Genomic DNA, 21,827 nt, shown 5'->3' with positions numbered 1-21,827 from the left:
GGTGAAAGCATCTTGAGTAAAGAACAAACGCAATATTCGGAAAACGAAGAAGTAGAAATCGCAGAAAACGAGCAGGATGCACAAACGTCTGAAGAGGCAACCGAAGAAACCAACGGTGCTGCCACGGAAGAGAGCGCAGAACAACTTCAAGCCAAAATCGAGGCATTAACGGCGCAGGTAGACGATTACGCACAACGTCTTGCGCGTTCGCAAGCCGATTTCGATAATTTCCGCAAGCGCACGATTCGGGAAAAGGAAGAGCTCGGCAAATACGCTTCATCGAAGCTGATCACCGAACTCGTTCCGGTCATCGACAATTTCGGTCGCGCGCTGGATACACTGCCGGAAGGCGAAGGCGCCGAGTCGTTCGTGAAAGGCGTGCAAATGATTCACCGCCAATTCGAAAGCGTGCTTCAGGCCGAAGGCCTGACCGCGATGAATAGCGTCGGCGAGGCTTTCAATCCCGAGTTCCACCAAGCGGTTATGCAAGTGGAAAGCGACGAGCACGAAGAAGGCATCGTGGTCGAAGAGCTGCAAAAAGGTTATATGTTGAAAGACAAAGTGCTTCGTCCCGCAATGGTGAAAGTCAGCGGTTAAACCGCATTTTCAAAAGCCGCTTTGCCGAGAATGTTCGCGGCGAAGCGGCAAGTTTGAAAACGCGCGCCAAACCGTTATGATAGAGCGTAGGGTCTGCATGTCGGACGCAACGCGAGAAAAACATTTTATTTTAAAATCAACCGTACTTAACTGAGGAGGATATTTACTGTGAGTAGAGTAATTGGTATTGACTTGGGAACAACAAACTCTTGCGTGGCTGTTATGGAAGGCGGCGAAGCCGTCGTTATCCCTAACCCGGAAGGCGCGCGCACGACCCCTTCGGTCGTAGGCTTCAAAAAAGACGGCGAGCGCATCGTCGGCGAAACGGCGAAACGTCAAGCCATCACGAACCCGGACCGCACGATCGCTTCGATCAAACGTCACATGGGCACGAACCACAAAGAAACAATCGAAGGTAAAGACTATACGGCGCAAGAAATTTCGGCCATGATCCTGCAAAAGCTGAAATCCGACGCCGAAGCTTACCTGGGCCAAACGGTAACGCAAGCCGTTATCACGGTTCCGGCTTACTTCAACGACGCTCAACGTCAAGCGACGAAAGACGCCGGCAAAATTGCGGGCCTTGAAGTGCTTCGTATCGTCAACGAGCCTACGGCTGCTGCATTGGCTTACGGTCTGGAAAAATCTGAAGACCAAACGATCCTCGTTTATGACTTGGGCGGCGGTACATTCGACGTCTCGATCCTTGAACTGGGCGACGGTTTCTTCGAAGTTAAAGCAACAAGCGGCGACAACCACCTGGGCGGCGATGACTTCGACCAAGTGATCATCGATTATCTGGTAGCCGAGTTCAAAAAAGAACAAGGCATCGACCTGAGCAAAGATAAAGCGGCTGTGCAACGTCTGAAAGATGCAGCGGAAAAAGCCAAAAAAGAACTGTCGGGCGTGATGACGACAACGATCTCGCTTCCGTTCATCACAATGGTCGACGGCGTTCCCCAGCATTTGGAGTTGAACCTGACTCGCGCGAAATTCGAAGAAATCTCCGCTTCGCTGGTTGAGCGTACGCTGGCTCCGACGCGTCAAGCGATCAAAGACTCCGGCCTGTCGTCGAGCGAAATCGACAAGATCGTTCTCGTCGGCGGTTCGACTCGTATTCCTGCCGTACAGGAAGCGATCAAAAAGCTGACGGGCAAAGATCCGCACAAAGGCGTTAACCCGGATGAAGTGGTAGCCCTCGGTGCTGCCGTTCAAGCGGGCGTGCTGACAGGCGAAGTCAAAGACGTGGTCCTGCTGGACGTAACGCCTCTGTCCCTGGGTATCGAAACGGCCGGCGGCGTGTTCACGAAGATGATCGACCGCAACACGACGATCCCGACAAGCAAATCGCAAGTCTACTCGACTTACGCCGATAACCAACCAAGCGTAGAAATCCACGTGCTGCAAGGCGAGCGCGAAATGGCTGCCGGCAACAAAACGCTGGGTCGCTTCACGCTGGGCGATATTCCTTTGGCACCGCGCGGCGTACCGCAAATCGAAGTCACCTTTGATATCGATGCCAACGGTATCGTAAACGTATCGGCAACGGATAAAGGAACAGGCAAAAGTCAAAAAATCACCATCACCTCTTCGAGCGGCTTGAGCGACGCCGAAGTCGAGCAAATGATGAAGGATGCCGAACTGCACGCCGAAGAAGACAAGAAGCGCAAAGAATTGGTCGAAACGAAAAATAACGCCGACCAACTCATTTACCAAGCGGATAAAACGATCAAGGATCTGGGCGACAAAGTCGACGCTTCCGAGATTGATAAAGCGAATGCCGCGAAAGAAAAAGTCCAAAAATCGCTGGAAGGCGAAAACGTGGACGAGATCAAAGCAGCAACGGAAGAATTGACCGAAATCGTTCAACAATTGTCCGTGAAGCTGTATGAGCAAGCCAACGCGGAAGGCGCGCAAGCAGGCGGCGAACCGGAAGCAGGCGCTTCTTCGCAAAACCGCGACAACGTCGTCGATGCCGATTACGAAGTTGTGGACGAAGACAAAAAAGACTAATATTTTTAAGTGGTCGTTTTTGGTTAACCGAACAAGAGCCCGACCCCGCCGATCGGCGGACGGGCCGGCTGGGGGAGGTCAGGCCGGGTCATCCCGGACCGGGCTTCCCTTTTGTCAGGTTCACGGGCGGAAAGCGCATAAGCGACTTTCCGCATATATGCGATAGAAGGTACAGATTAAAAGCATAAAGGAGTTGGAGTACAGCGATGGCGGAAAAGCGCGATTACTACGAGGTGCTCGGCATTGAAAAGGGTGCGAGCGATCAGGATATCAAGGCGTCTTACCGCAAGCTGGCGCGTAAGTATCACCCGGACGTCAACAAAGCGGACGATGCCGAAGCCAAGTTCAAAGAAGTCAAAGAAGCCTATGACGTACTGAGCGACGGTCAAAAACGTGCTCAGTACGACCAATACGGTCACCAAGACCCTAACCAAGGATTCGGCGGAGGCGATTTCAACGGCGGCGGATTCAGCGATATCTTCGATATGTTCTTTGGCGGCGGAGGCGGCGGAAGAAGCCGCAACCCGAACGCGCCGCAGCGCGGCAACGATTTGCAGTATACGATGACGCTCGAATTCAAAGAAGCGGTGTTCGGAAAAGAGATCGACATCACCATTCCGCGTACCGAAAGCTGCGATACGTGTAACGGCAGCGGCGCCAAACCGGGTACGCAGCCCGAAGTATGTACGGTCTGCCACGGCAGCGGCCAAGAAGAAGTCGTGCAAAACACGCCTTTCGGCCGCATGGTCAATCGCAGAGCGTGTTCGAACTGCGGCGGCAACGGCAAAATCATCAAAGAAAAATGCTCGACATGCAGCGGCAGCGGCCATGTGAAAAAGCAGCGCAAAGTGCATATCCGCATTCCTGCGGGCGTGGATGACGGCGCTCAACTCCGCATGACCGGCGAAGGCGACGGCGGCCTGCGCGGCGGCCCGGCAGGCGACCTCTATATAGTCATTCGCGTGAAAGCCGACGAATTCTTCGACCGCGAAGGCGACGACATCTACTGCGAAGTGCCTTTGACGTTCGCTCAAGCCGCTCTCGGCGACGAAATCGAGATCCCGACCTTGACGGAAAAAGTCAAACTGAAGATCCCGGCCGGAACCCAAACGGGTACTTATTTCCGTCTGAGAGGCAAAGGCGTTCCGCGCCTGCGCGGAACCGGACAAGGCGACCAGCATGTGAAAGTGGTCTTGATCACTCCGAGCAAACTGACCGACGAACAAAAAGACCTGCTGCGCCAATTCTCCGGCCTAAGCGGCGAACAAACGCATGAACAGGAACAATCTTTCTTCGATCGGATGAAGCGCGCTTTCCGCGGCGACTAAGTTCGTATAAAGAAAAATAGACCTTCGGTTTTCGAACCGAAGGTCTATTTTTTTAGAATCGGCATAACTTTTTCTCCGATTGAGGCGTTCAGTATAAACGTGCTTCGATCAAATGAACGCCAATAAAAGAAGGAGGGACAACATGTACGAAATATTTGCTTTGACAGTCCTTCTGATTGTGGCATCTTTGGGATTCGGATTCATGTCTTTTTTCATCAAGTCCGTCAATCCGAATGCGGAAAAAGATCATCGTAATTGGGCGAGTCTGTTCTTTGCCGTTTTGGTCTTTTTAATGTTTGGGTTTTTCTTGTTGATGAGTATGGGGATGTAGGGGGCTTCTGCATAAGCCCGGACGCTGCGGGAGAAATTCGTTCAAGTCGCTGTCTCACTTGGAAAGCCTTCGGCTTTCCAAGTTCAAAGGCGTCTTGACCTGAATTTCTCCCTCCGCTGACGCTTTTTTAAAGAATGTTTTTTAAAAAAGTTAAAGCAGCTTCCTGAAAAGGAGGCTGCTTTTTTGTTTGAAAAGAGAGAAGGTTTGAAAAGCAAAATTTCTAATTACCAAGCACATTATATGGATTGACACTTTTGATTCTAAATTTTTATTTTAGAACGATTGCGATTGAAATTTTGTGTCTGGATTAAATATAAAGTACAACGTTTTCTCAACCCTGTTGCATACGTCGTTATACGGTTCTCTTGCTTTTTTCAACTTGAACTTGCAGTCGGCAAAGCCGCTGTCGACCCTTGGTGGAAGCCGCCGGAGGCAGGGGGCTTCGATGCCTTACCGCATTCGGCGGCCTGGGCGAAGCGGCCGCCTGCCTCCCCGGACCGGCGCAGGGTTTTCCGGGCTGAGCGACTTTTGGCTTTCCTTCTACTCGCGGCCCGTTACAGGGGCCCGAGAGGAAAACAAGCCCGAGCGAAGAACGGAAAACCCTGCGCTTTTTATATGTATATGTTGACACTATAAAAATTTGTAGTATAATCATTCGTATACGAAATGTTTACAGACGAACATTTCGCAAGAGAACGTTTGTCATGGCACGGTTTCATGCAACAGAAAGGACAGCGATACCTTTGAACACGAACACTGAGATTGAACTGCACGAGATCGTCGACTCGTTCCGGGAAGTGAAGCAGCTCTTTTTTCAACTGATGTCGGACATGTCGTGCCGCTTCGGCGTCACAGGTATTCAACTGATGACGTTGAAGGCGCTTCGGGATCGTCCGGAGATCGGACTGGGTGAACTGGCCGAGCATATGAGGCTGGGCAGCAGCACGGTCAGCGGCGTGATCGATCGTTTGGTGAAGGCGGAGTTGGTCATTCGCGAACGTCCGGCCAATAATCGGCGCGTACTGGTTTTGAAACTGTCGGAAAAAGGCGAGCAGGTACTTAAAGATGCCGACTCCGCTTATCGTCAATACCTGTCGGGTCTTAATGATCTGGACCCTGAAGAATTGCAAGTCATGCTTCAAGCGCACCGAAAAATCATTAAAAAATTAGAAAAAGTGAGAGATGAAAACCACCATGAGTAAAACTGCTGTGCAAGACATTCAAACCCTGAAAAAGGGTCCGATTCTCGTCGCCCTGTTGATCGGCGCTTTTGTCGCGCTGTTGAACCAAACGCTGCTGAACGTGGCGCTGCCGACGATGGCCAAAGACCTCAACGTCGAAACGACCGTTATTCAATGGCTGAGCACCGGCTTCATGCTCGTCAACGGCGTCATGGTTCCGGTAACGGCTTACCTGATGGCTCGATTCACATCGAGAAACCTGTTTATCACCGCAATGAGTTTGTTCACCTTAGGTACGTTATTGTGCGCATTCAGCGATTCGTTCGGCTTGCTGCTTGCGGGACGCATGGTTCAGGCAGCCGGCGCAGGCATCCTGATGCCGCTGATGACGTTCACGATCCTGACCATTTTCCCGATCGAAAAACGCGGTTCCGCCATGGGGCTCGTCGGCGTGGCCATGATCTTCGCTCCGGCAATCGGTCCTACGCTGTCCGGTTGGATGGTTGAACATTACGACTGGCATTACCTGTTTTATCTGATCCTGCCGTTCGGCATCCTGTCCGTTATTCTGGGCATTCTGTTCATGCGTAACGTAACCGAAACTTCCCGTCCGAAACTCGACATGTTTGCCGTAGTATTGTCTACGATCGGTTTCGGCGGCATCTTGTACGGCTTCAGCCAAGCGGGTTCGGAAGGCTGGGGCGCCAACGAAGTGGTTTGGACGCTCGCCATCGGAGCCGTCGCTCTGCTGTGGTTCGTTATCCGCCAGTTGAGAAGCGACAAACCGATTTTGGAAATGCGCGTGTTCAAATACGACGTATTCACGTTGACTACCATCATTAACGTTATCGCGACGATGGCTTTGTTCTCCGGCATGATTCTGCTTCCGCTGTATCTGCAAAACGTGCGAAACTTCACGCCGGTCGAATCCGGCCTGATGCTGCTGCCGGGCGCGATCCTCATGGGGATCATGTCGCCGATTACCGGTTACATCTTCGATAAAATCGGCGCGCGCTGGCTGGCCGTTGCGGGTCTCGCGATCATGACCGTGACGACTTACGAATTCAGCCAATTGACCGTCGATACGACGTACGGACATTTGATCGCGGTGTATACGATCCGCATGTTCGGCATGTCGCTCATGATGATGCCGATCCAAACCGCGGGCCTCAATCAACTGCCGGCCCGTTTGAACGGCCACGGTACGGCAATGTCCAACACGCTGCGTACCATCGCCGGCGCTTTAGGTACGGCGCTGCTGGTCTCGATCATGTCGAATAAAGCGGCCGAAGTCGGCAAACAGCTGGTCGTCAGCATGGGCGTCGATCCGCAAAACGCCGCTCAGATGCAAACGGTCACGATGCAGGCTATGGTGGAAGGCATCAACCATTCGTTCGTCGTGGCAACCTGGATGACCGCAGCCGCGTTCATTTTGGCCTTCTTCATCAAACGCGTCGCCGTGGACAACAAAAAAACGGTTCCGCATCAAGTGCCGACGACCGCTTCGGAAAATGCGAACGCGAAAGCTTAACGTTTATCGCAGTTTTGAATTTTCGTTCCGGCGCGGGCTGATTGTTCAAACCTCGCGCCGCGGCATTTGATCTTCAGCGTCAAAAAGCCCGCTCTCCAATCCCCGGAGAGCGGGCTTTTTCCATCTGCACGTTAATAAATTCAAAGGTCTTCCCGATACCGCGTGCCGTACAGTTCTTTTTCCGCCCGTACCGCATCCCGCAGCAAATCTTTTACCTTCTCCACGTCTTTGACGTCTTCGAGGCGTACTTCGGGAGTAGTCGGATCGCTGGAATAGACGATGATCGTGCCGACGCCCATCATGCGGTCCATGACCGTCTTTTCCATCGCGATGTCTTTGATCCGGACGAGTTCCACTTCTTCCGATTTTTTGCCGACCAGCCCTGTAGTGACGATCAGGCGCTGGCTCGTGATTTTATAGCGGACATTGTTCATGAGCAGTCCGGTTTTGATCTGGTCGCCGAGGTCGGAAGGACGTCCTTCCCATAATGTTTTTTCCGTCCGCGCATCGGGCTGTTCCGCTCGGGCCGGCGGGCGAGACGAAGCATCGGGCCGGGCTTCTCCTTGCAGGAGCTTGCCGCATTTTCCGCAGAAGTTCGCATCGTCCGCGTTGGACGCGCCGCAATTCGTACAATAGATCATACACTCATCCTCTTTTCGCGAAAAGTTGGGGTTTTGTGCTGCTTGTAAGTCTATAGTACAATGAAACGAGCGAAAAAGTTAAACATTGAGGAGCGATTGATGATGTTGTGGCACGAATTGACCATACATACGACGGAGGAAGCGGTGGAAGCCATCTCGAATTTCCTGCATGAAGCGGGAGCGGGCGGCGTTTCGATCGAAGAATCGGGGAACTTGAACAAGAAGCGCGAACGTCCTTACGGGGAATGGTTCGACCAGCCTTTGAACGATATTCCGGAAGGCCGCGCGGAGATCAAAGGGTATTTTTCCGATGACGTGAATATCGAAGCCGTGCTGGAAGAAGTCAAAAGCCGTACGGTGGAGCTGGAAACATTCGATATCGATACGGGCAGTCCGACGTACGAGACGCGGTTGGTCGACGAAGAAGAATGGGCGACGGCATGGAAAGCCTACTACAAACCGTTAAAAGTATCCGATACCCTCACGATCAAGCCGGTGTGGGAAGAATACGAAGCGTCCGAAGGCGAACGCATCATCGAGCTGGACCCGGGCATGGCTTTCGGCACGGGAACGCACCCGACGACGGCCTTGTGCCTGCGCGCGCTGGAAAGCATCGTCAAAGGCGGCGAAGACGTCATCGACGTCGGCACGGGTTCGGGCATTTTGTCCATCGGCGCAATCAAGCTGGGAGCCAAAAGAGCGCTGGCGCTCGACCTCGATCCGGTAGCCGTAAAAAGCGCGCAGGAGAACGTGGCGTTGAACGGCTTGTCCGGCGAAATCACGGTTAAAGAAAGCGATCTGCTGTCCGTGCTGCGTCCCGAAGGCCACGGCGCATCGTCGGATATCGGCGTAGAGCTTCCGGTTCAGATCGTGGTAGCGAACATTTTGGCCGAGATCATCCTGCTGTTCACGAACGACGTGTACGAAGCTTTGCGTCCGGGCGGTTTGTACTTGGCATCCGGTATCTACAAGGATAAAGAAGATGCCGTGCGCGAAGGACTGATTGCGGCGGGTCTGACGATTCGGGACGTGCATCGCGAGGAGGAATGGCTGGCTTTCGTCGCGGAAAAGGTGGTCTAAATGAACTTTTTGGCCTTTTCTTGGGACGTCCTGCCTTTTGTTCTGATCGTATTGATCATCGCGTTTACCGTGCACGAGTTCGCGCACGCGTACGCGGCTTATAAATTCGGCGACCCTACGGCGCAGCTGCTCGGCCGCGTCACGCTGAATCCGGCGCGGCATGTCGACTTTCTCGGCATGATCCTGATCCTGATCGCGGGCTTCGGCTGGGCGCGCCCGGTTCCGGTCACCCGCGAGAATTTCAGCAAACCGAGATTAATGGGAATCGTCGTCTCTGCCGTAGGGCCGCTGAGCAACCTGCTGATCGCGTTTGTCGGAGCGATGATTTTTTCCGCGTTGTCGGCGTACGGGATTCTGAATGTCACGATGGTAGACGGAACCCTTTTTTATACGGAAGAATTATCCAGGGTTCAGGAAGCTTTCGCTTTGTTTTTCGTCTACTTGATCCAGATGAATATCTTGTTGTTCCTGTTCAACCTGATCCCGTTGCCGCCGCTAGACGGCTATCGGATCATCGAGGACATCGCTCCGCTCCGCATTCGCCGCAAACTTCAACAAATCGAACCGTACTCCATCTTTATTTTCTTGTTGATTGTGTTTATTCCGCCGCTGCGCGAAAATACGATCGGCCGGATGTATGTGTGGATCGGAGACCTGATGCAATTATTCCTTGATTTGGGCGCGTCGATTTTTGGATAACCGCAAACTTTCGATATGGGCGCAACGACCGGCTTTTCCTTCGGGAACTGCCGGTTTTTCGCGCGATCTACTGGTCAGCGGAGGCCAAATTGTGTATGATGGAATTTGGTCAAAAACGGAAGAGAAGTGGATGAGCGATGCAGAGATATTTTGTGGAAAAAGAACAATTCGAAAACGAAAAAGTCCGCATTCTCGGCGAGGATGCGCGTCATATTAGCCGTGTCATGCGCGGTCGCGCCGGAGACAAGATTATCGTGTGCGACGGCGCCTTGCGCGTGGTGCTCGCCGAGCTGGAAATCGTCGAGCAGGGCGAAGTCGTCGCGGCCGTCATTGAAGAGATCGCCGAAAAGAACGAAGCCCGTTTCCGGGTGAGCATTGCCCAGAGCCTGCCCAAGGGCGACAAGTTGGAGACGGTCATTCAAAAATGTACCGAGATCGGCGCGGATGCGTTTGTTCCTTTCCTGTCCGAGCGGACGGTGGTCCAGTACGACGCGAAAAAGGAAGAAAAACGTCTTCAGCGTTGGAGCAAGATCGCGAAGGAAGCCGCAGAGCAAAGTCACCGCAGCCGCATCCCCGAGGTCAAGCAGCCGTTAACGTACAAGCAGCTGCTAAAGACGTTCGGAGATTACGATCTGGTCCTGTTTTGCTATGAAAAAGAAAACGGATCGCAATTGCGCGACGTCGTTCGTCCTTTCGCGGAAAGCCGCCGGGAAGGCGAAGCCAATGTTTTGTTGGTCGTCGGTCCGGAAGGCGGCTTCGCCGAACGCGAAGCCGTTGAAGCGGAAGCAGCCGGCGCCAAAATTACGGGACTCGGCAAACGCATCCTGAGAGCGGAGACGGCGGGCATGACCGCGTTGTCCTGCATCCTGTACGAGTCCGGAGAAATGGGAGGAAGTTTATAATGCCATCAGTCGCTTTTTATACGCTGGGTTGCAAAGTTAATTTCTATGATACGGAAGCCATCTGGCAGCTGTTCAAAAAAGACGGATACGAGCAGGTGGAGTTTGATCAGACGGCGGACGTCTATCTCATCAACACCTGCACGGTCACGAATACGGGCGACAAAAAAAGCCGTCAGATCATTCGCCGCGCGGTCCGCCGCAATCCGAATGCCATCGTCGCGGTGACGGGCTGCTACGCGCAGACGTCCGCGGCCGAGATTTTGGAAATTCCGGGCGTCGATCTGGTGATCGGCACGCAGGATCGCGAGAAGATTCTGCCGCTCGTCGACGAGATTCAAGCCAAGCGAGAGCCGATCAATGCCGTGCGCAACATCATGAAGACGCGGACGTTCGAAGAACTGGACGTGCCGAGCTTCAACGGGCATACCCGCGCGTTCCTGAAAATTCAGGAAGGCTGCAACAACTTCTGCACCTTCTGCATCATTCCGTGGTCGCGCGGACTGTCCCGCAGCCGCGAACCGCAAAGCGTGCTCGCGCAAGCGCGTCAACTGGTGGCAGCAGGCTATAAGGAGATCGTGCTGACCGGCATTCATACGGGCGGCTACGGCGACGATATGGAAAACTATCGTTTGTCGGACCTGATGGAGGAATTGGATAAAGTCGAAGGGCTGGAGCGTATACGCATCAGCTCGATCGAAGCCAGCCAAATCGACGACAAGATGCTGGACGTGTTGAAGCGTTCGACCAAGATGTGCCGTCACTTCCATATTCCGCTGCAAGCTGGCGACGACTCCGTGTTGAAAAGAATGCGCCGCAAGTACACCACTGCCGAATTCGCCGAGAAGATCGCGCGGATCCGCGAAGCGATGCCGGACGTGGCCATCACCACCGACGTGATCGTGGGCTTCCCGGGCGAAACGGAGGAAATGTATCAAAACGGTTATGACTTCATGAAAAACATCGGTTTCTCCGAAATGCACGTGTTCCCGTACTCTCAGCGTACAGGCACGCCTGCCGCACGCATGGACGATCAGGTGGATGAGGAAATCAAAAACGCGCGCGTGCATGAACTGATCGAGCTGTCGGAAAAGATGCAGTTGGAATATGCGCAAAAGTTCATCGGCGAAGTCGTGGACGTCATCCCGGAGAAAAACGAAAAAGGGACGTATCCGCAAGGTTTCGTCGGCGGGCACAGCGACAATTATCTGACAATCGTGTTCGAAGGCTCGCAGGAGCTTCAGGGCCAACTGTGCCGCGTCAAGATTACGGAAGCGGGCGCGAACGAATGTCGGGGTCAACTGCTGCGCGTTCTGGATGAAGTGCGCACGCCGTCGGTATCCTAAACTCGGTTTTTCGGCCGATGGCGGGAACGTAGGCAGAAGGGACTTCGCCGGAGGTTGCGAAGTCCCTTTGCTTGCGAAAAGGGAGAGCACGGATAAGGAGAGAAGACGGTGAGCAGAACGGAAATATCGGCGGGCGGCGTCGTCTATCGTACAGAGGACGGACGGCTGCAAATCCAACTGATCCAGGATCGCTACGGCAAAGTATCGTTGGCCAAAGGCAAACGCGAGCCGGGCGAGACGCCGCGCGAAGCGGCATTGCGCGAAATCCGCGAGGAGACGGGTATCGAAGGACGGATCATCCAACTCGTGGACATTATTCGCTATCAATACGAGAACGAAAAGTACGGGCTTGTCGACAAAGAGGTCCGTTATTATTTGGTTGAAGCGCTCGGAGGCGAATTGCGTGCCCAACAGGAAGAAATCAGGGGCGTGGAATGGTTTTCGCCGGAGGAAGCTTTGATCCTGCACAAGAAATCAGGTTATGAGAACAACCATCCGATCTTGAGATCGGCGATGGAGATGCTGGGGCTGAAGCTGTAACAACGGTTTTACGCGCAGGCGGCAATTTGAGGAGGAAGCGATTTGGCAAAAGTCATATTGGACAAAAACCGGAAAAAGCGTCTTGAAGAAGGCCATCCGTGGATTTATAAAAGCGAGATCGCAAGTACGGAAGGAAATCCGGCGCCCGGCGATCTGGTCGAAGTGACCGATCATCGCGGCAAGCCGCTGGGTACGGGATATTATAATGAAAATTCGCAAATCACGGTTCGTTTGTTGTCGCACGGAACGATCGAACAGATGGACGAAGCCTTTTTCGTTTCGCGCTTCCGCGATTGCCTGCGCCACCGCGATCGGTTCGTCCTCGGTACGGCTTATCGCCTTGTTTACGGCGAAGCCGACTTTTTGCCGGGATTGATTGTCGATCGGTTCGACGACGTGCTGGTCGTGCAAATCCTGACGCTGGGCATGGACCGCCGCCGTGCCGAGATCGTCAGCGCATTGGTCGAAGTGATGCGTCCGGAAGGCATTTACGAACGCAGCGACGTGTCGGTCAGAAATCTCGAAGGTTTGGAAGAGACGACGGGCGTGCTGTACGGCGAATGCCCGCGTCACGTGACCGTCAAAGAGAACGATCTGCTGATCAAAGTCGATATCGAGCAGGGGCAAAAAACGGGCTATTTCTTCGACCAACGGGAAAACCGAGCTTCGATCCGTCCGCTGATGACCGGTTGGGGCGAACGCAGCGGGATCGAGCTTCAGGACGTGGACGGCGAACGCCGCCCGGTCAACAAAAACGGCAAAGTCGTCGAGTTCCCGTATTGGGACGGCGCGACGGTGCTGGAATGCTTCTCGCATACAGGCAGCTTCACGCTGCATGCCTGCGAGTATGGCGCGAAAAAAGTCACCTGCCTCGATATCTCGGCGCATGCGATCGAAAGCGCGCGCGAGAATGTCGGCCTGAACGGTTTTGACGACCGCGTCGAGTTCGTGGTCGCCGATGCGTTCGATTACCTGCGCGAAAACGTGAAAGGGCTCGAAGAACGCAAACGCCGCGCCGAAGGCTTGTCCAAAGTGGACACGTCCGTACCGATGCCGGCAGGCGGCGGCCGCAGTTGGGACGTCGTGATTCTCGACCCGCCCGCATTCGCCAAAAGCCGTTCGGCGGTCAAAGGCGCGGTTCGCGGTTACAAAGACATCAACCTGCACGGCATGAAGCTGGTCAGCGAAGGCGGTTATCTGGTGACGGCCAGCTGCTCGTACCATATGCGTCCGGATTTGTTCCTGGAAACGATTCAGGAAGCCGCGCGCGATGCAGGCAAAACGCTGCGCTTGATCGAATGGCGCGCCGCAGGCAAAGACCATCCGCAAATTTCGGGCGTGGACGAAGGACATTATCTGAAATTCGCGATTTTCGAAGTGCGCAGCCGTTAAGTTTTCGCGCAAATGCTGATCCGTTTCGTATCTAGGGATTCGTTAAAGCTTGCTTTTCGCTTTTGGGCGGGAAGCAAGTTTTTTTATTAGGGCGTGTACGCAAACTCCGAAGCGTTTGAATTCAGTCTCTTCCCGTCGTACGCTATAAGAGAAGAGATGACCTGAAAACGTCACAGGCGAGGAGGAATCGTTGTGAACAGGGGAATAAATGAACGGAATATGAAAAAAGATGCCGGATCACAAGAGTCGAGCGATCATCGCGGTACGGATTCGTCGGGGAAGCCTGGCGGTACGATTCGGAACCGGGACGATCTGCGCCGAGAGGTACGTGCGCTGCCGGGCGAGATTTTGCGCGACTTTGCGTCTACGGTCGGCTTTTGGATGACTATCCTTTTCTTTTGCGGAATATTGACCGGCTTAGGCGCCTGGGTGGGGTATGTCATTGGCGAAGACAGTGACGGAGCATGGCTCGGAGCAGCGATTATGGGCGGCGTTTCGCCGATTTTGGTCGGTTTTATGCTGGTTTTGAATATTCCCCGTCGAATTTGGCGCCGCATAACCGGACGTAAGCGTTGAATGATTCGAGAACGTATGTTCTTTTTTTGTTCGTTCGAATCAGGTATACTATAGAGGTAAAGCAACCGCTAAAGTTTGCAAAATAAGGAGGCCACCGGCCGATGACGTTACAAATAAGACTCGGACGTTCGGGCAGCGGCAAAACAACCCGGATACTGGATGAGATGCGTACTAAAATGAAAGCCGATCCGCTGGGGCCGCCCATGCTGCTGATCGTGCCGGAACAATCGACTTTTCAAAGCGAGTATGCCTTGTTTGCGCGGCAAGAAGGAAGCGGCAGTCTGCGCGCGCAGGTCGTAAGCTTTCACCGACTGGCCTATCGCGTGATGCAGGAGACGGGCGGCTCGGCGCTGACGGCAATCGGAGACGAAGGGAAACGGATGCTGCTGTATCGTCTTCTGCGCGAACGACGGAGCGACCTCCGCCTATTCGGCGCTTCCAGCGAGCAGCCCGGATTTATCGCTAAACTGAACGATCTGTACACGGAGCTCAAGCGCTACAAGATCGATTCCGTTTTATTGGAAGAGCACATGCAAGACCTGGTCTCGATCGGACATTCGCCGCTGCTGCGAGAGAAGCTGGAGGACGCGCTGCCGATTTATCAGGATTTCGAAGGGAAGTTATCCGAACTGTACGTCGATTCCGAAGATACGCTGATTCGCTTGGCGGGCCAGTTGAACGATTCTTCGTTGGTAAAAGGAGCGGAGATTTGGATCGACGGCTTCGACAGCTTCACGCCGCGCGAGTATGAAGTGATCGGCGCGCTGCTCGGCACGGCGGATTCGGTCGTTTGCTCGTTGACCTTGGATCGTCCTTACGACGGCGGCGAACAGCCCGGCGACCTGGACCTGTTCCACCAGACCGGGACGACCTATCGCAAGCTGCGCAAGTTGGCCGAAGTGCTGGATCACGGCTGCGAAATTGTTTCGGAAGAGCCGGATGAACTGCCGAGATTCGTTTCCAGTCCGATGCTGGCAAGGCTTGAAGCCGAGCTGCGCGGAGACCGGAGTTCGGCACGCGGCGTTCTGAACGGAGAGGTTCCGCTTAACGCGGACGGAGAACCGGGGGTTACGCTGCACGCGGCGGATAATCGACGGGCCGAAGCCGATGCCGCAGCACGCGAGATGCTTCGGTTGGCTAGGGAAAAAGGGGCTCGTTACCGCGACATGGCCGTATTCGTGCGTAATCTGGACGATTATGAATCCGTGCTGGCGCCGGTGTTCGAAGATTACGGGATTCCCGTGTTCACGGACCGCCGAAAAGGCGTGCTGCATCATCCGTTATCCGAATTCGTGCGTGCGGCGCTGGATGTCGTGCTTCGCCGCTGGCAGTACGAAGACGTATTCCGCTGCGTCAAAACGGACCTGATGCTGCCGGAAGACGGCAGCATCACGCGTTCGGAGCTGGACCGGCTGGAGAATTTCGTGCTCGCTTCCGGCATTCGCGGAACCCGATGGACCGACGGTCGTCCGTGGCGCGAAGCGCCGAAGCTCTCCCTGGACGACGAAGGCCGTCCGGTCGCGCAGGAAGCCGCCGAGGAAGCGGAAGCCAGAATGGCGCGTCTGGAGGCTTGCCGGGATCGCATCGTGGCTCCGTTGTCGGATTTCGAAAAAAATTTGAAGCAGGCCGAGACGGCAAGAGCGATGTGCGAGAGCGTATATCGGATGCTGGAAGCGGCCGAAGTTCCGCAGCGGCTCGATCGATTGGCGCGTGAAGCAGCCGAAGCGGGCGATCCGCAGTCAGCCGACGTAAATCGGCAAATTTGGGGAGCACTGCTCGATCTGTTGGACCAAATCGCGGAGTTGATCGACGACGAGAAGGTTACGATCGAGGAATTCGCAGGGATGCTGGAAACCGGAATCGCCGGATTGACGCTGGGTCTCGTGCCTCCCGCGCTTGATCGGGTGCTGCTCGGCGATATGGACCGCACGCGGCCGCTGGATCTTCGTTACGCGTTCGTGCTGGGATTGAACGACGGCGTCGTGCCGCTCGCTCCCGTGCAAAGCGGACTGCTCAGCGAGCCGGAGCGGATCCGCCTGGCCGAGAGCGGCTTGGAATTGTCGCCGGGTTCGGAACGCCGAATGCTGGACGAAAAGCTGCTCGTTTACCATACGCTTACGAGCGCTACGCATAAGCTTTGGTTAAGTTATGCGCTTAGCGACGACGATGACAAGCCTTTGCTGCCTTCGGAGATCGTGCTTGACCTGCGCGCCGCGTTCCCGTTTATTCGCGAACGCAGGGAGCAAGGATTGCCGGCGGTCGGCATGGAACGAGCCGATTACGAGCGTTTTATCACGCGGCCCGAGCCGACGCTGCCGCATCTGCTGGCCCAGCTTCGTTTGTGGAAAACGGGCGCGGAAATTCATCCGGTCTGGTGGGAGGCGCTCGGCGCGTATCAAGGCGATCCGAAGCGGGAAGCTTTGCTGAAAAGCCGATTGGCTTCGCTCGTGTACGCCAACGATTCGGATCGGTTGACCCGCGATACCAGCGTGCGTTTGTACGGCCGCAATCTGCGTTCCAGCGTTTCCCGGATGGAAAAATTCACGGCCTGCGCCTTTTCGCATTTTGCCTCGCACGGCTTGAAGCTCAAAGAACGCCAATTATACAAGCTGAACGCGCCGGATATCGGACAATTGTTCCATGCGGCGCTCAGCGATATCGCGATGCGGCTGAAGCTGGAAAACAGGAGCTGGGGTTCGCTGTCGACCGAAGAATGTTTGGCGGAAGCGCGCGCATCGGTCGACAAGATCGCGCCGAGGCTGCAAGGAGAAATCTTGTTCAGTACAAGCCGTTACGGATACATTTCGCGCAAGTTGATGGATATCGTCGGCCGCGCTTCGGTCATTTTGGGCGAACATGCGCGAAGAGGCGATTTCGAACCTCTCGGGATCGAAGTCGATTTCGGTCCGGGCAAAGACATTCCGGCACTCACCTTCGAGCTGGATAACGGCTGCACCATGGAAATTGTCGGACGGATCGACCGCGTCGACGTGGCTGAAGGCGACGAAGGCTTGCTGCTGCGCGTCATCGACTACAAATCCAGTTCGAAAGATTTAAAGCTGCACGAAGTCTACTACGGTCTGTCGCTGCAAATGTTGACCTATCTGGATGTCATTTTGACGCATGCGGAGCAGTGGATCGGCGCGCCTGCGCTTCCGGCCGGAACGCTGTATTTCCACGTGCAAAATCCGCTGCTTTCTTCGCAAAATGGATTGGCTGCGGATGCGGCGTCTCAGGAAATGCTCAAGCGGTTCAAAATGAAAGGTCTGGTGCTGGCGGACGCGGACGTGGTGGCCAAAATGGACCGAACGCTCGCCAGCGGGCAATCGCCCGTTATTCCGGTCGCGGTCAAAAAAGACGGAAGCTTCTACAGCAGCTCTGCCGTCGCCGACCCCAAGCAGTGGGAGTCTTTGCTCAAAGGGGTACGCCGTAACATCGCGGGCATCGGCAAACGGATCACGGAAGGCGAATCGGAGGCTCGTCCTTATCGTATCCAGCAGGAGAAGGCTTGCGATTTCTGTCCGTACCATTCGGTTTGCCAGTTCGACGAAAGCCTGGATCATGCCGGCTATAATCATTTGGGCAAGCCTGGCAAAGACCGGATCTGGGAGATGTTCGAGGAAACGGACGAGGACGGCCTGAAGGAGGAGAATCTATAAATGGGAATGACATATGCCGAAAAGCCTTCGGGCAGCCAATGGAGCGACGACCAATGGAAAGCGATCGCGGTCTCCGGCGGCGATATGCTGGTTGCAGCAGCGGCGGGATCGGGCAAAACGGCCGTGCTCGTCGAGCGGATCATCCGCAAAGTTACGGATCCCGATCAAGGGACCGGCGTGGACCGGATGCTGATCGCGACGTTCACCAAAGCGGCGGCATCGGAAATGCGCCAACGGATACGCGACGCGCTGAACAAAGAGCTTTCCGCCGACCCGCAAAACGAACATGTGCGCCGCCAGCTGTCGCTGCTCGGCCAGGCGTCGATCACGACGCTGCACTCTTTTTGTTTGGAAGTCATTCGCCGGCATTATACGCTGATTCCGCTCGATCCGGCTTTTCGGATCGCGAACGAACACGAAAGCGAGATCATGCGTCAGGAAGTATTGGAAGAACTGTTCGAGGAAAATTATGCGCTGGAAGAAGACGGGCGGCTGTTCCGGCGGCTGATCGACTGGTTCGGCGGCGAACGTTCCGACGATCCGGCTTTTGCCTTGGTTCAGCGGTTATACGATTTTGCGCGAAGCCACCCGTGGCCGGAGCATTGGCTTCGGCAATCGGCTGCGGCTTTCCGCATAGACGACGTGCAAACGCTCGGCGATACCGATTGGACCCGCAGCTTGATGGCTGATGCGCGTTTGGCGCTGGCAGGCACGGAAAACCTTTTGCTGCGTGCCTATGATCTGGCTGCGTCTCCTGAAGGGCCTGCTCCTTACCTCGATACGCTGCAAAACGACCTCGATATGGTTCGGCGTCTGCAAGCCGCGGCGCAGCGGGAGCCGTGGGAACAGTTATATGCCCATTTCGAGAGTATGGCATTCGGCAAACTGAGCGCGGTCCGCAAAGATCAGTGCGACCCGCAGATCAAAGACCAGGCCAAAGCGCTGCGCGATGCGGCCAAAGACGACTTGACGGACATCCGCGAGTTTTATTTCGGACGTTCGCCTGAAGCCTTTTTGGCCGAGTTGAATGAAGCCGCTCCGTTGATGGAAGAACTTGCCGAGCTGACGATCGAGTTCGGAGAGCGTTACGCGAAAGCGAAAAAAGTACGGGGCATGGTGGACTTTTCCGACTTGGAGCATTACTGCCTGCGTATTTTGCGCGATCCTGCTTCGCGGCCGGGTCATCCCGTGCCTTCGGCGGCAGCTTTGGAGTATCGGGAGCGCTTCGATGAAGTGCTGCTCGACGAATATCAGGATACGAACTCCGTGCAGGAGGAGATCGTATCGTTGATTGCCAGAGACGAAGCCGGCAACCGCTTTATGGTCGGCGACGTGAAGCAAAGTATCTACCGCTTCCGTTTGGCCGAGCCGGGATTGTTCCTGCATAAGTACCGCGCGTACGGCGAAGATTTCTCCGAAGGAGGACTGCGCGTCGATCTGGCTCGCAATTTCCGCAGCCGGAAAGAAGTCGTCGAGGCGGTCAACGGCATTTTCCGGCGGATCATGAACGAACGGGTAGCCGAAATCGCCTACGATGAGCGCGCGGAGCTGGCCTACGGCGCGCAAGCTTATCCGGATGCGGAACATAACGAGTATGCGCCCGAGCTGATGTTGGTCGAGCGCGGAAGCGGATCGGAAGCGGATGAGGCCGCGCAAACCGGACTTGCCGCCGAAGCGTTGGAGATCGAGACGGCAAGGCTTGAAGCGCGCGCGATCGCGGCCCGTATTCATGAATTGGTCGGCTCGGCGCCGGGCAGCGAAGCTCTTTCGATTTATGACAAAAGCGCGGGCGGACTTCGTCCGGCCGAATACGGCGATATCGTCATTTTGCTGCGTTCGGTGAGCGCTTGGGCGCCGATGATGATCGAAGAGTTGAGATTGGCGGGCATTCCGGCGATCGGCGATGCGGCGCGCGGTTATTTCGAAGCGACCGAAGTCGAAGTCATCATGTCGCTGCTGAGCATTATCGACAATCCGCAGCAGGATATTCCGCTTGCTTCGGTATTGCGTTCTCCGATCGTGGGCCTGACCGAAGATCAATTGGCGCAGGTACGGTTATGCGGGCCGCGGGTTTCCTTTTACGAAGCCGTATCCGCGGCAGTCGGCATTGAACTTGCAACCGGTGAGAGCTTAGGGACGGAGGATTCGGCACGTACGGATGCCCGGTCAGGCTCGGGAATGTCGGAGTCGCCGGAAGGAAACGTTGTCGTCGATCCTTCGTTGAGACATGTATTGAAAGGATTCTTGGATTCCTTGGAACGCTGGCGCGATTTGGCGCGCGGCGGCGAGCTTAGCGAACTGATCTGGACCTTATACAGGGAGACGGGGTATGCCGATTGGGTAGCCGGATTGCCGGGCGGCGTACAGCGTCGTTCGAACTTGCTGGCGCTGTATAATCGGGCGGCACAGTTTGAAAAGTCGACTTCGGCGCAAGGGTTGTTCCGTTTTCTGCGATTCGTGGAGCGGTTAAAGGAAAACGGAGGCGACCTGGCCGAAGCTCCGTCGGAAACCGGACAGGATTCGGTGCGGATCATGACCATTCACAAAAGCAAAGGACTGGAATTCCCGGTCGTGTTTGTCGCGGGGCTTTCAAAGAATTTTAATATGCAGGATCTGAACGCACCTTTCATGACGCACAAGGAATTGGGCTTCGGTCCCCGGTTCGTGGATGAAGCGAGCCGGGTGAGCTATCCGACTTTGCCCGCGCTTGCGATTCGCAGACGGGCGCATATGGAACTGTTGGCCGAAGAAATGCGCGTGTTGTACGTGGCATTGACTCGACCGCGCGATAAGATGATTCTGACCGCTGCGGTCAAAGACGTGCCCAAACGGATCGCGGCTTGGATGCAGTCTGCCGGAAACGCGGAAGGGATCGCCGATTATACGTTGGCCAAAGCGCGCTCTTATCTCGACTGGGTCGGCCCGTCGCTGATTTTCGAGACGGGAGCCGAAGAACTGCGAGGGCTGGCGGATCTGGCATTCTCGTCGTCTGTGCCGACCTCGGATCATGGATGGGTGTTCTCGGTACGCAGCGGCGATGCGGAATCCGCTGCCGAACGCGCGGCCGGGGAAGAACTCTATGCCGAGCGCATTCAGCAGTTGAAGGCGATCCTTGGCGGCGAACGGGTCGAAGGCTTGCGCGGCGACTTCCGGGAACGCTTCGATTGGGTCTATCCTTACGCGGAAGCAGGGGGTGCCGCGGCGAAAACTTCGGTCACCGAAATCAAATCCCGGTTCGCGGGAGACGAATATCCGGCAGCCGATGCTTTGGAAGCGGCTCGGATCGTATCGGGCCTGACGGAAGAACAACCGGAAAAATCGGCGGAAAATACCGGAGACTCGCCGACGCTTCAGCTTCGACGTCCGAGATTCATGGAACGAAGCCGCTTGACCGGAGCGGAACGCGGAACAGCTTATCATACGTTGATGCTGCATCTGCCGATCAAAGCGGACACAGGCGAGAGCGAAGCTTCGGAGACGCTGGCGGCGCTTGTCGGCAAAAACATTCTGCTTCAGGTCGAAGCCGATACCGTCAATCCGGCGGATATCGCGGCATTCATCCGCAGCGATATCGGAACGCGCGCGGCTTCGGCGCAGTGGTTGCGCAGAGAGCTTCCGTTCAGCACGGGGATCGGAACCGACGATGAACTGGGCGCACTGGTCCTGCCTGTTCGAAGCGGCGCTTCGGGAGCTTGGCCGACCGATATCGAAAAAGCGGCTTCAGGATTGGACCGTCGCGTGCGCTTGGAACGATTGCCCGGCGAACGCGTTTTGGTACAGGGGGTCGTAGACGCTTTGTTCCGAGAGAACGGGAAGCTGATTTTGCTCGACTACAAAACGGATCGGCTTCGTCCGGATCGGGGAATCGAAGAACTGTCCGCGCATTATCGTTTCCAGCTCGATTTTTACGCGCGGGCTGTCGAAGAGATGCTGGACGAGACGGTTGCGGAAAAATGGCTGTACTTTTTCGATGCGGGGCAAGGCGTAAGACTATAAAGATACCGGTAGCGATAG

16 protein-coding genes are annotated in these 21,827 nt (G+C 55.3%); 15 read left to right on the top strand and 1 reads right to left on the bottom strand.

What is annotated here, in order from left to right; genetic code table 11:
* The first annotated feature begins 12 nt into the window (after nt 1-12).
* The 6 genes from grpE to HRQ63_RS21005 all read left to right on the top strand — a co-directional run bounded on the left by grpE (nt 13) and on the right by HRQ63_RS21005 (nt 6,981).
* Nucleotides 13-597 carry a nucleotide exchange factor GrpE gene (gene grpE, locus HRQ63_RS21030; RefSeq protein ID WP_172247125.1) on the top strand — a complete coding sequence of 195 codons (585 nt, stop codon included), beginning with the start codon at nt 13-15 and terminating at the stop codon, nt 595-597.
* A gap of 168 nt (nt 598-765) precedes the next feature.
* Nucleotides 766-2,610, top strand: coding sequence for a molecular chaperone DnaK (dnaK, locus tag HRQ63_RS21025; RefSeq protein ID WP_172247124.1), 1,845 nt, complete (start codon nt 766-768; stop codon nt 2,608-2,610).
* A gap of 206 nt (nt 2,611-2,816) precedes the next feature.
* Nucleotides 2,817-3,938 carry a molecular chaperone DnaJ gene (gene dnaJ, locus HRQ63_RS21020; protein ID WP_172247123.1) on the top strand — a complete coding sequence of 374 codons (1,122 nt, stop codon included), beginning with the start codon at nt 2,817-2,819 and terminating at the stop codon, nt 3,936-3,938.
* A gap of 142 nt (nt 3,939-4,080) precedes the next feature.
* Entirely contained in the window at nt 4,081-4,269 is a 189-nt protein-coding gene (locus tag HRQ63_RS21015) for a hypothetical protein (RefSeq protein ID WP_172247122.1), read from the top strand.
* 743 nt (nt 4,270-5,012) lie between these two features.
* Nucleotides 5,013-5,471, top strand: coding sequence for a MarR family winged helix-turn-helix transcriptional regulator (locus HRQ63_RS21010; RefSeq protein ID WP_051507301.1), 459 nt, complete (start codon nt 5,013-5,015; stop codon nt 5,469-5,471).
* Nucleotides 5,464-6,981: a DHA2 family efflux MFS transporter permease subunit gene (locus HRQ63_RS21005; RefSeq protein ID WP_229714080.1), complete on the top strand. Its 1,518-nt coding sequence runs from the start codon at nt 5,464-5,466 to the stop codon at nt 6,979-6,981. The genes HRQ63_RS21010 and HRQ63_RS21005 overlap by 8 nt, the downstream gene beginning before the upstream one ends.
* Before the next feature lie 140 nt (nt 6,982-7,121).
* On the opposite strand, the gene HRQ63_RS21000 is transcribed toward HRQ63_RS21005, so the two are convergent.
* Complete coding sequence (locus HRQ63_RS21000; protein ID WP_172247120.1) at nt 7,122-7,622, bottom strand: PH domain-containing protein; 501 nt, start codon at nt 7,620-7,622, stop codon at nt 7,122-7,124.
* A 102-nt stretch (nt 7,623-7,724) separates the two neighbouring features.
* On the opposite strand from HRQ63_RS21000, the gene prmA reads away from it, so the two are divergent.
* From prmA to addA, 9 genes are all read left to right on the top strand, one after another.
* On the top strand, nt 7,725-8,702 hold the full coding sequence (gene prmA / locus HRQ63_RS20995; RefSeq protein WP_172247284.1) for a 50S ribosomal protein L11 methyltransferase: 978 nt from the start codon (nt 7,725-7,727) through the stop codon (nt 8,700-8,702).
* Nucleotides 8,703-9,401, top strand: coding sequence for a site-2 protease family protein (locus HRQ63_RS20990; RefSeq protein ID WP_172247119.1), 699 nt, complete (start codon nt 8,703-8,705; stop codon nt 9,399-9,401). It abuts the gene before it with no gap.
* A 137-nt stretch (nt 9,402-9,538) separates the two neighbouring features.
* Nucleotides 9,539-10,303, top strand: coding sequence for an RsmE family RNA methyltransferase (locus HRQ63_RS20985; RefSeq protein WP_172247118.1), 765 nt, complete (start codon nt 9,539-9,541; stop codon nt 10,301-10,303).
* Nucleotides 10,303-11,646, top strand: coding sequence for a tRNA (N(6)-L-threonylcarbamoyladenosine(37)-C(2))-methylthiotransferase MtaB (gene mtaB / locus HRQ63_RS20980; RefSeq protein WP_172247117.1), 1,344 nt, complete (start codon nt 10,303-10,305; stop codon nt 11,644-11,646). The genes HRQ63_RS20985 and mtaB overlap by 1 nt, the downstream gene beginning before the upstream one ends.
* Nucleotides 11,647-11,754: 108 nt before the next feature.
* Nucleotides 11,755-12,186 carry an NUDIX hydrolase gene (locus tag HRQ63_RS20975; protein WP_037290004.1) on the top strand — a complete coding sequence of 144 codons (432 nt, stop codon included), beginning with the start codon at nt 11,755-11,757 and terminating at the stop codon, nt 12,184-12,186.
* A gap of 42 nt (nt 12,187-12,228) precedes the next feature.
* Entirely contained in the window at nt 12,229-13,578 is a 1,350-nt protein-coding gene (locus HRQ63_RS20970; protein ID WP_172247116.1) for a class I SAM-dependent rRNA methyltransferase, read from the top strand.
* Between the two features lie 192 nt (nt 13,579-13,770).
* A complete protein-coding gene (locus HRQ63_RS20965) occupies nt 13,771-14,154 on the top strand; it encodes a hypothetical protein (protein WP_172247115.1) in 384 nt (127 codons plus the stop codon).
* Between the two features lie 101 nt (nt 14,155-14,255).
* A complete protein-coding gene (addB, locus tag HRQ63_RS20960) occupies nt 14,256-17,813 on the top strand; it encodes a helicase-exonuclease AddAB subunit AddB (protein ID WP_172247114.1) in 3,558 nt (1,185 codons plus the stop codon).
* A complete protein-coding gene (addA, locus tag HRQ63_RS20955; protein WP_172247113.1) occupies nt 17,814-21,809 on the top strand; it encodes a helicase-exonuclease AddAB subunit AddA in 3,996 nt (1,331 codons plus the stop codon).
* Nucleotides 21,810-21,827: the final 18 nt, after the last annotated feature.

It is taken from the genome of Saccharibacillus endophyticus (assembly GCF_013185185.1).
In the GTDB taxonomy this organism is placed as follows: Bacteria; Bacillota; Bacilli; order Paenibacillales; family Paenibacillaceae; genus Saccharibacillus; species Saccharibacillus endophyticus.
This window is presented reverse-complemented; position numbering and strand designations above follow the sequence as displayed.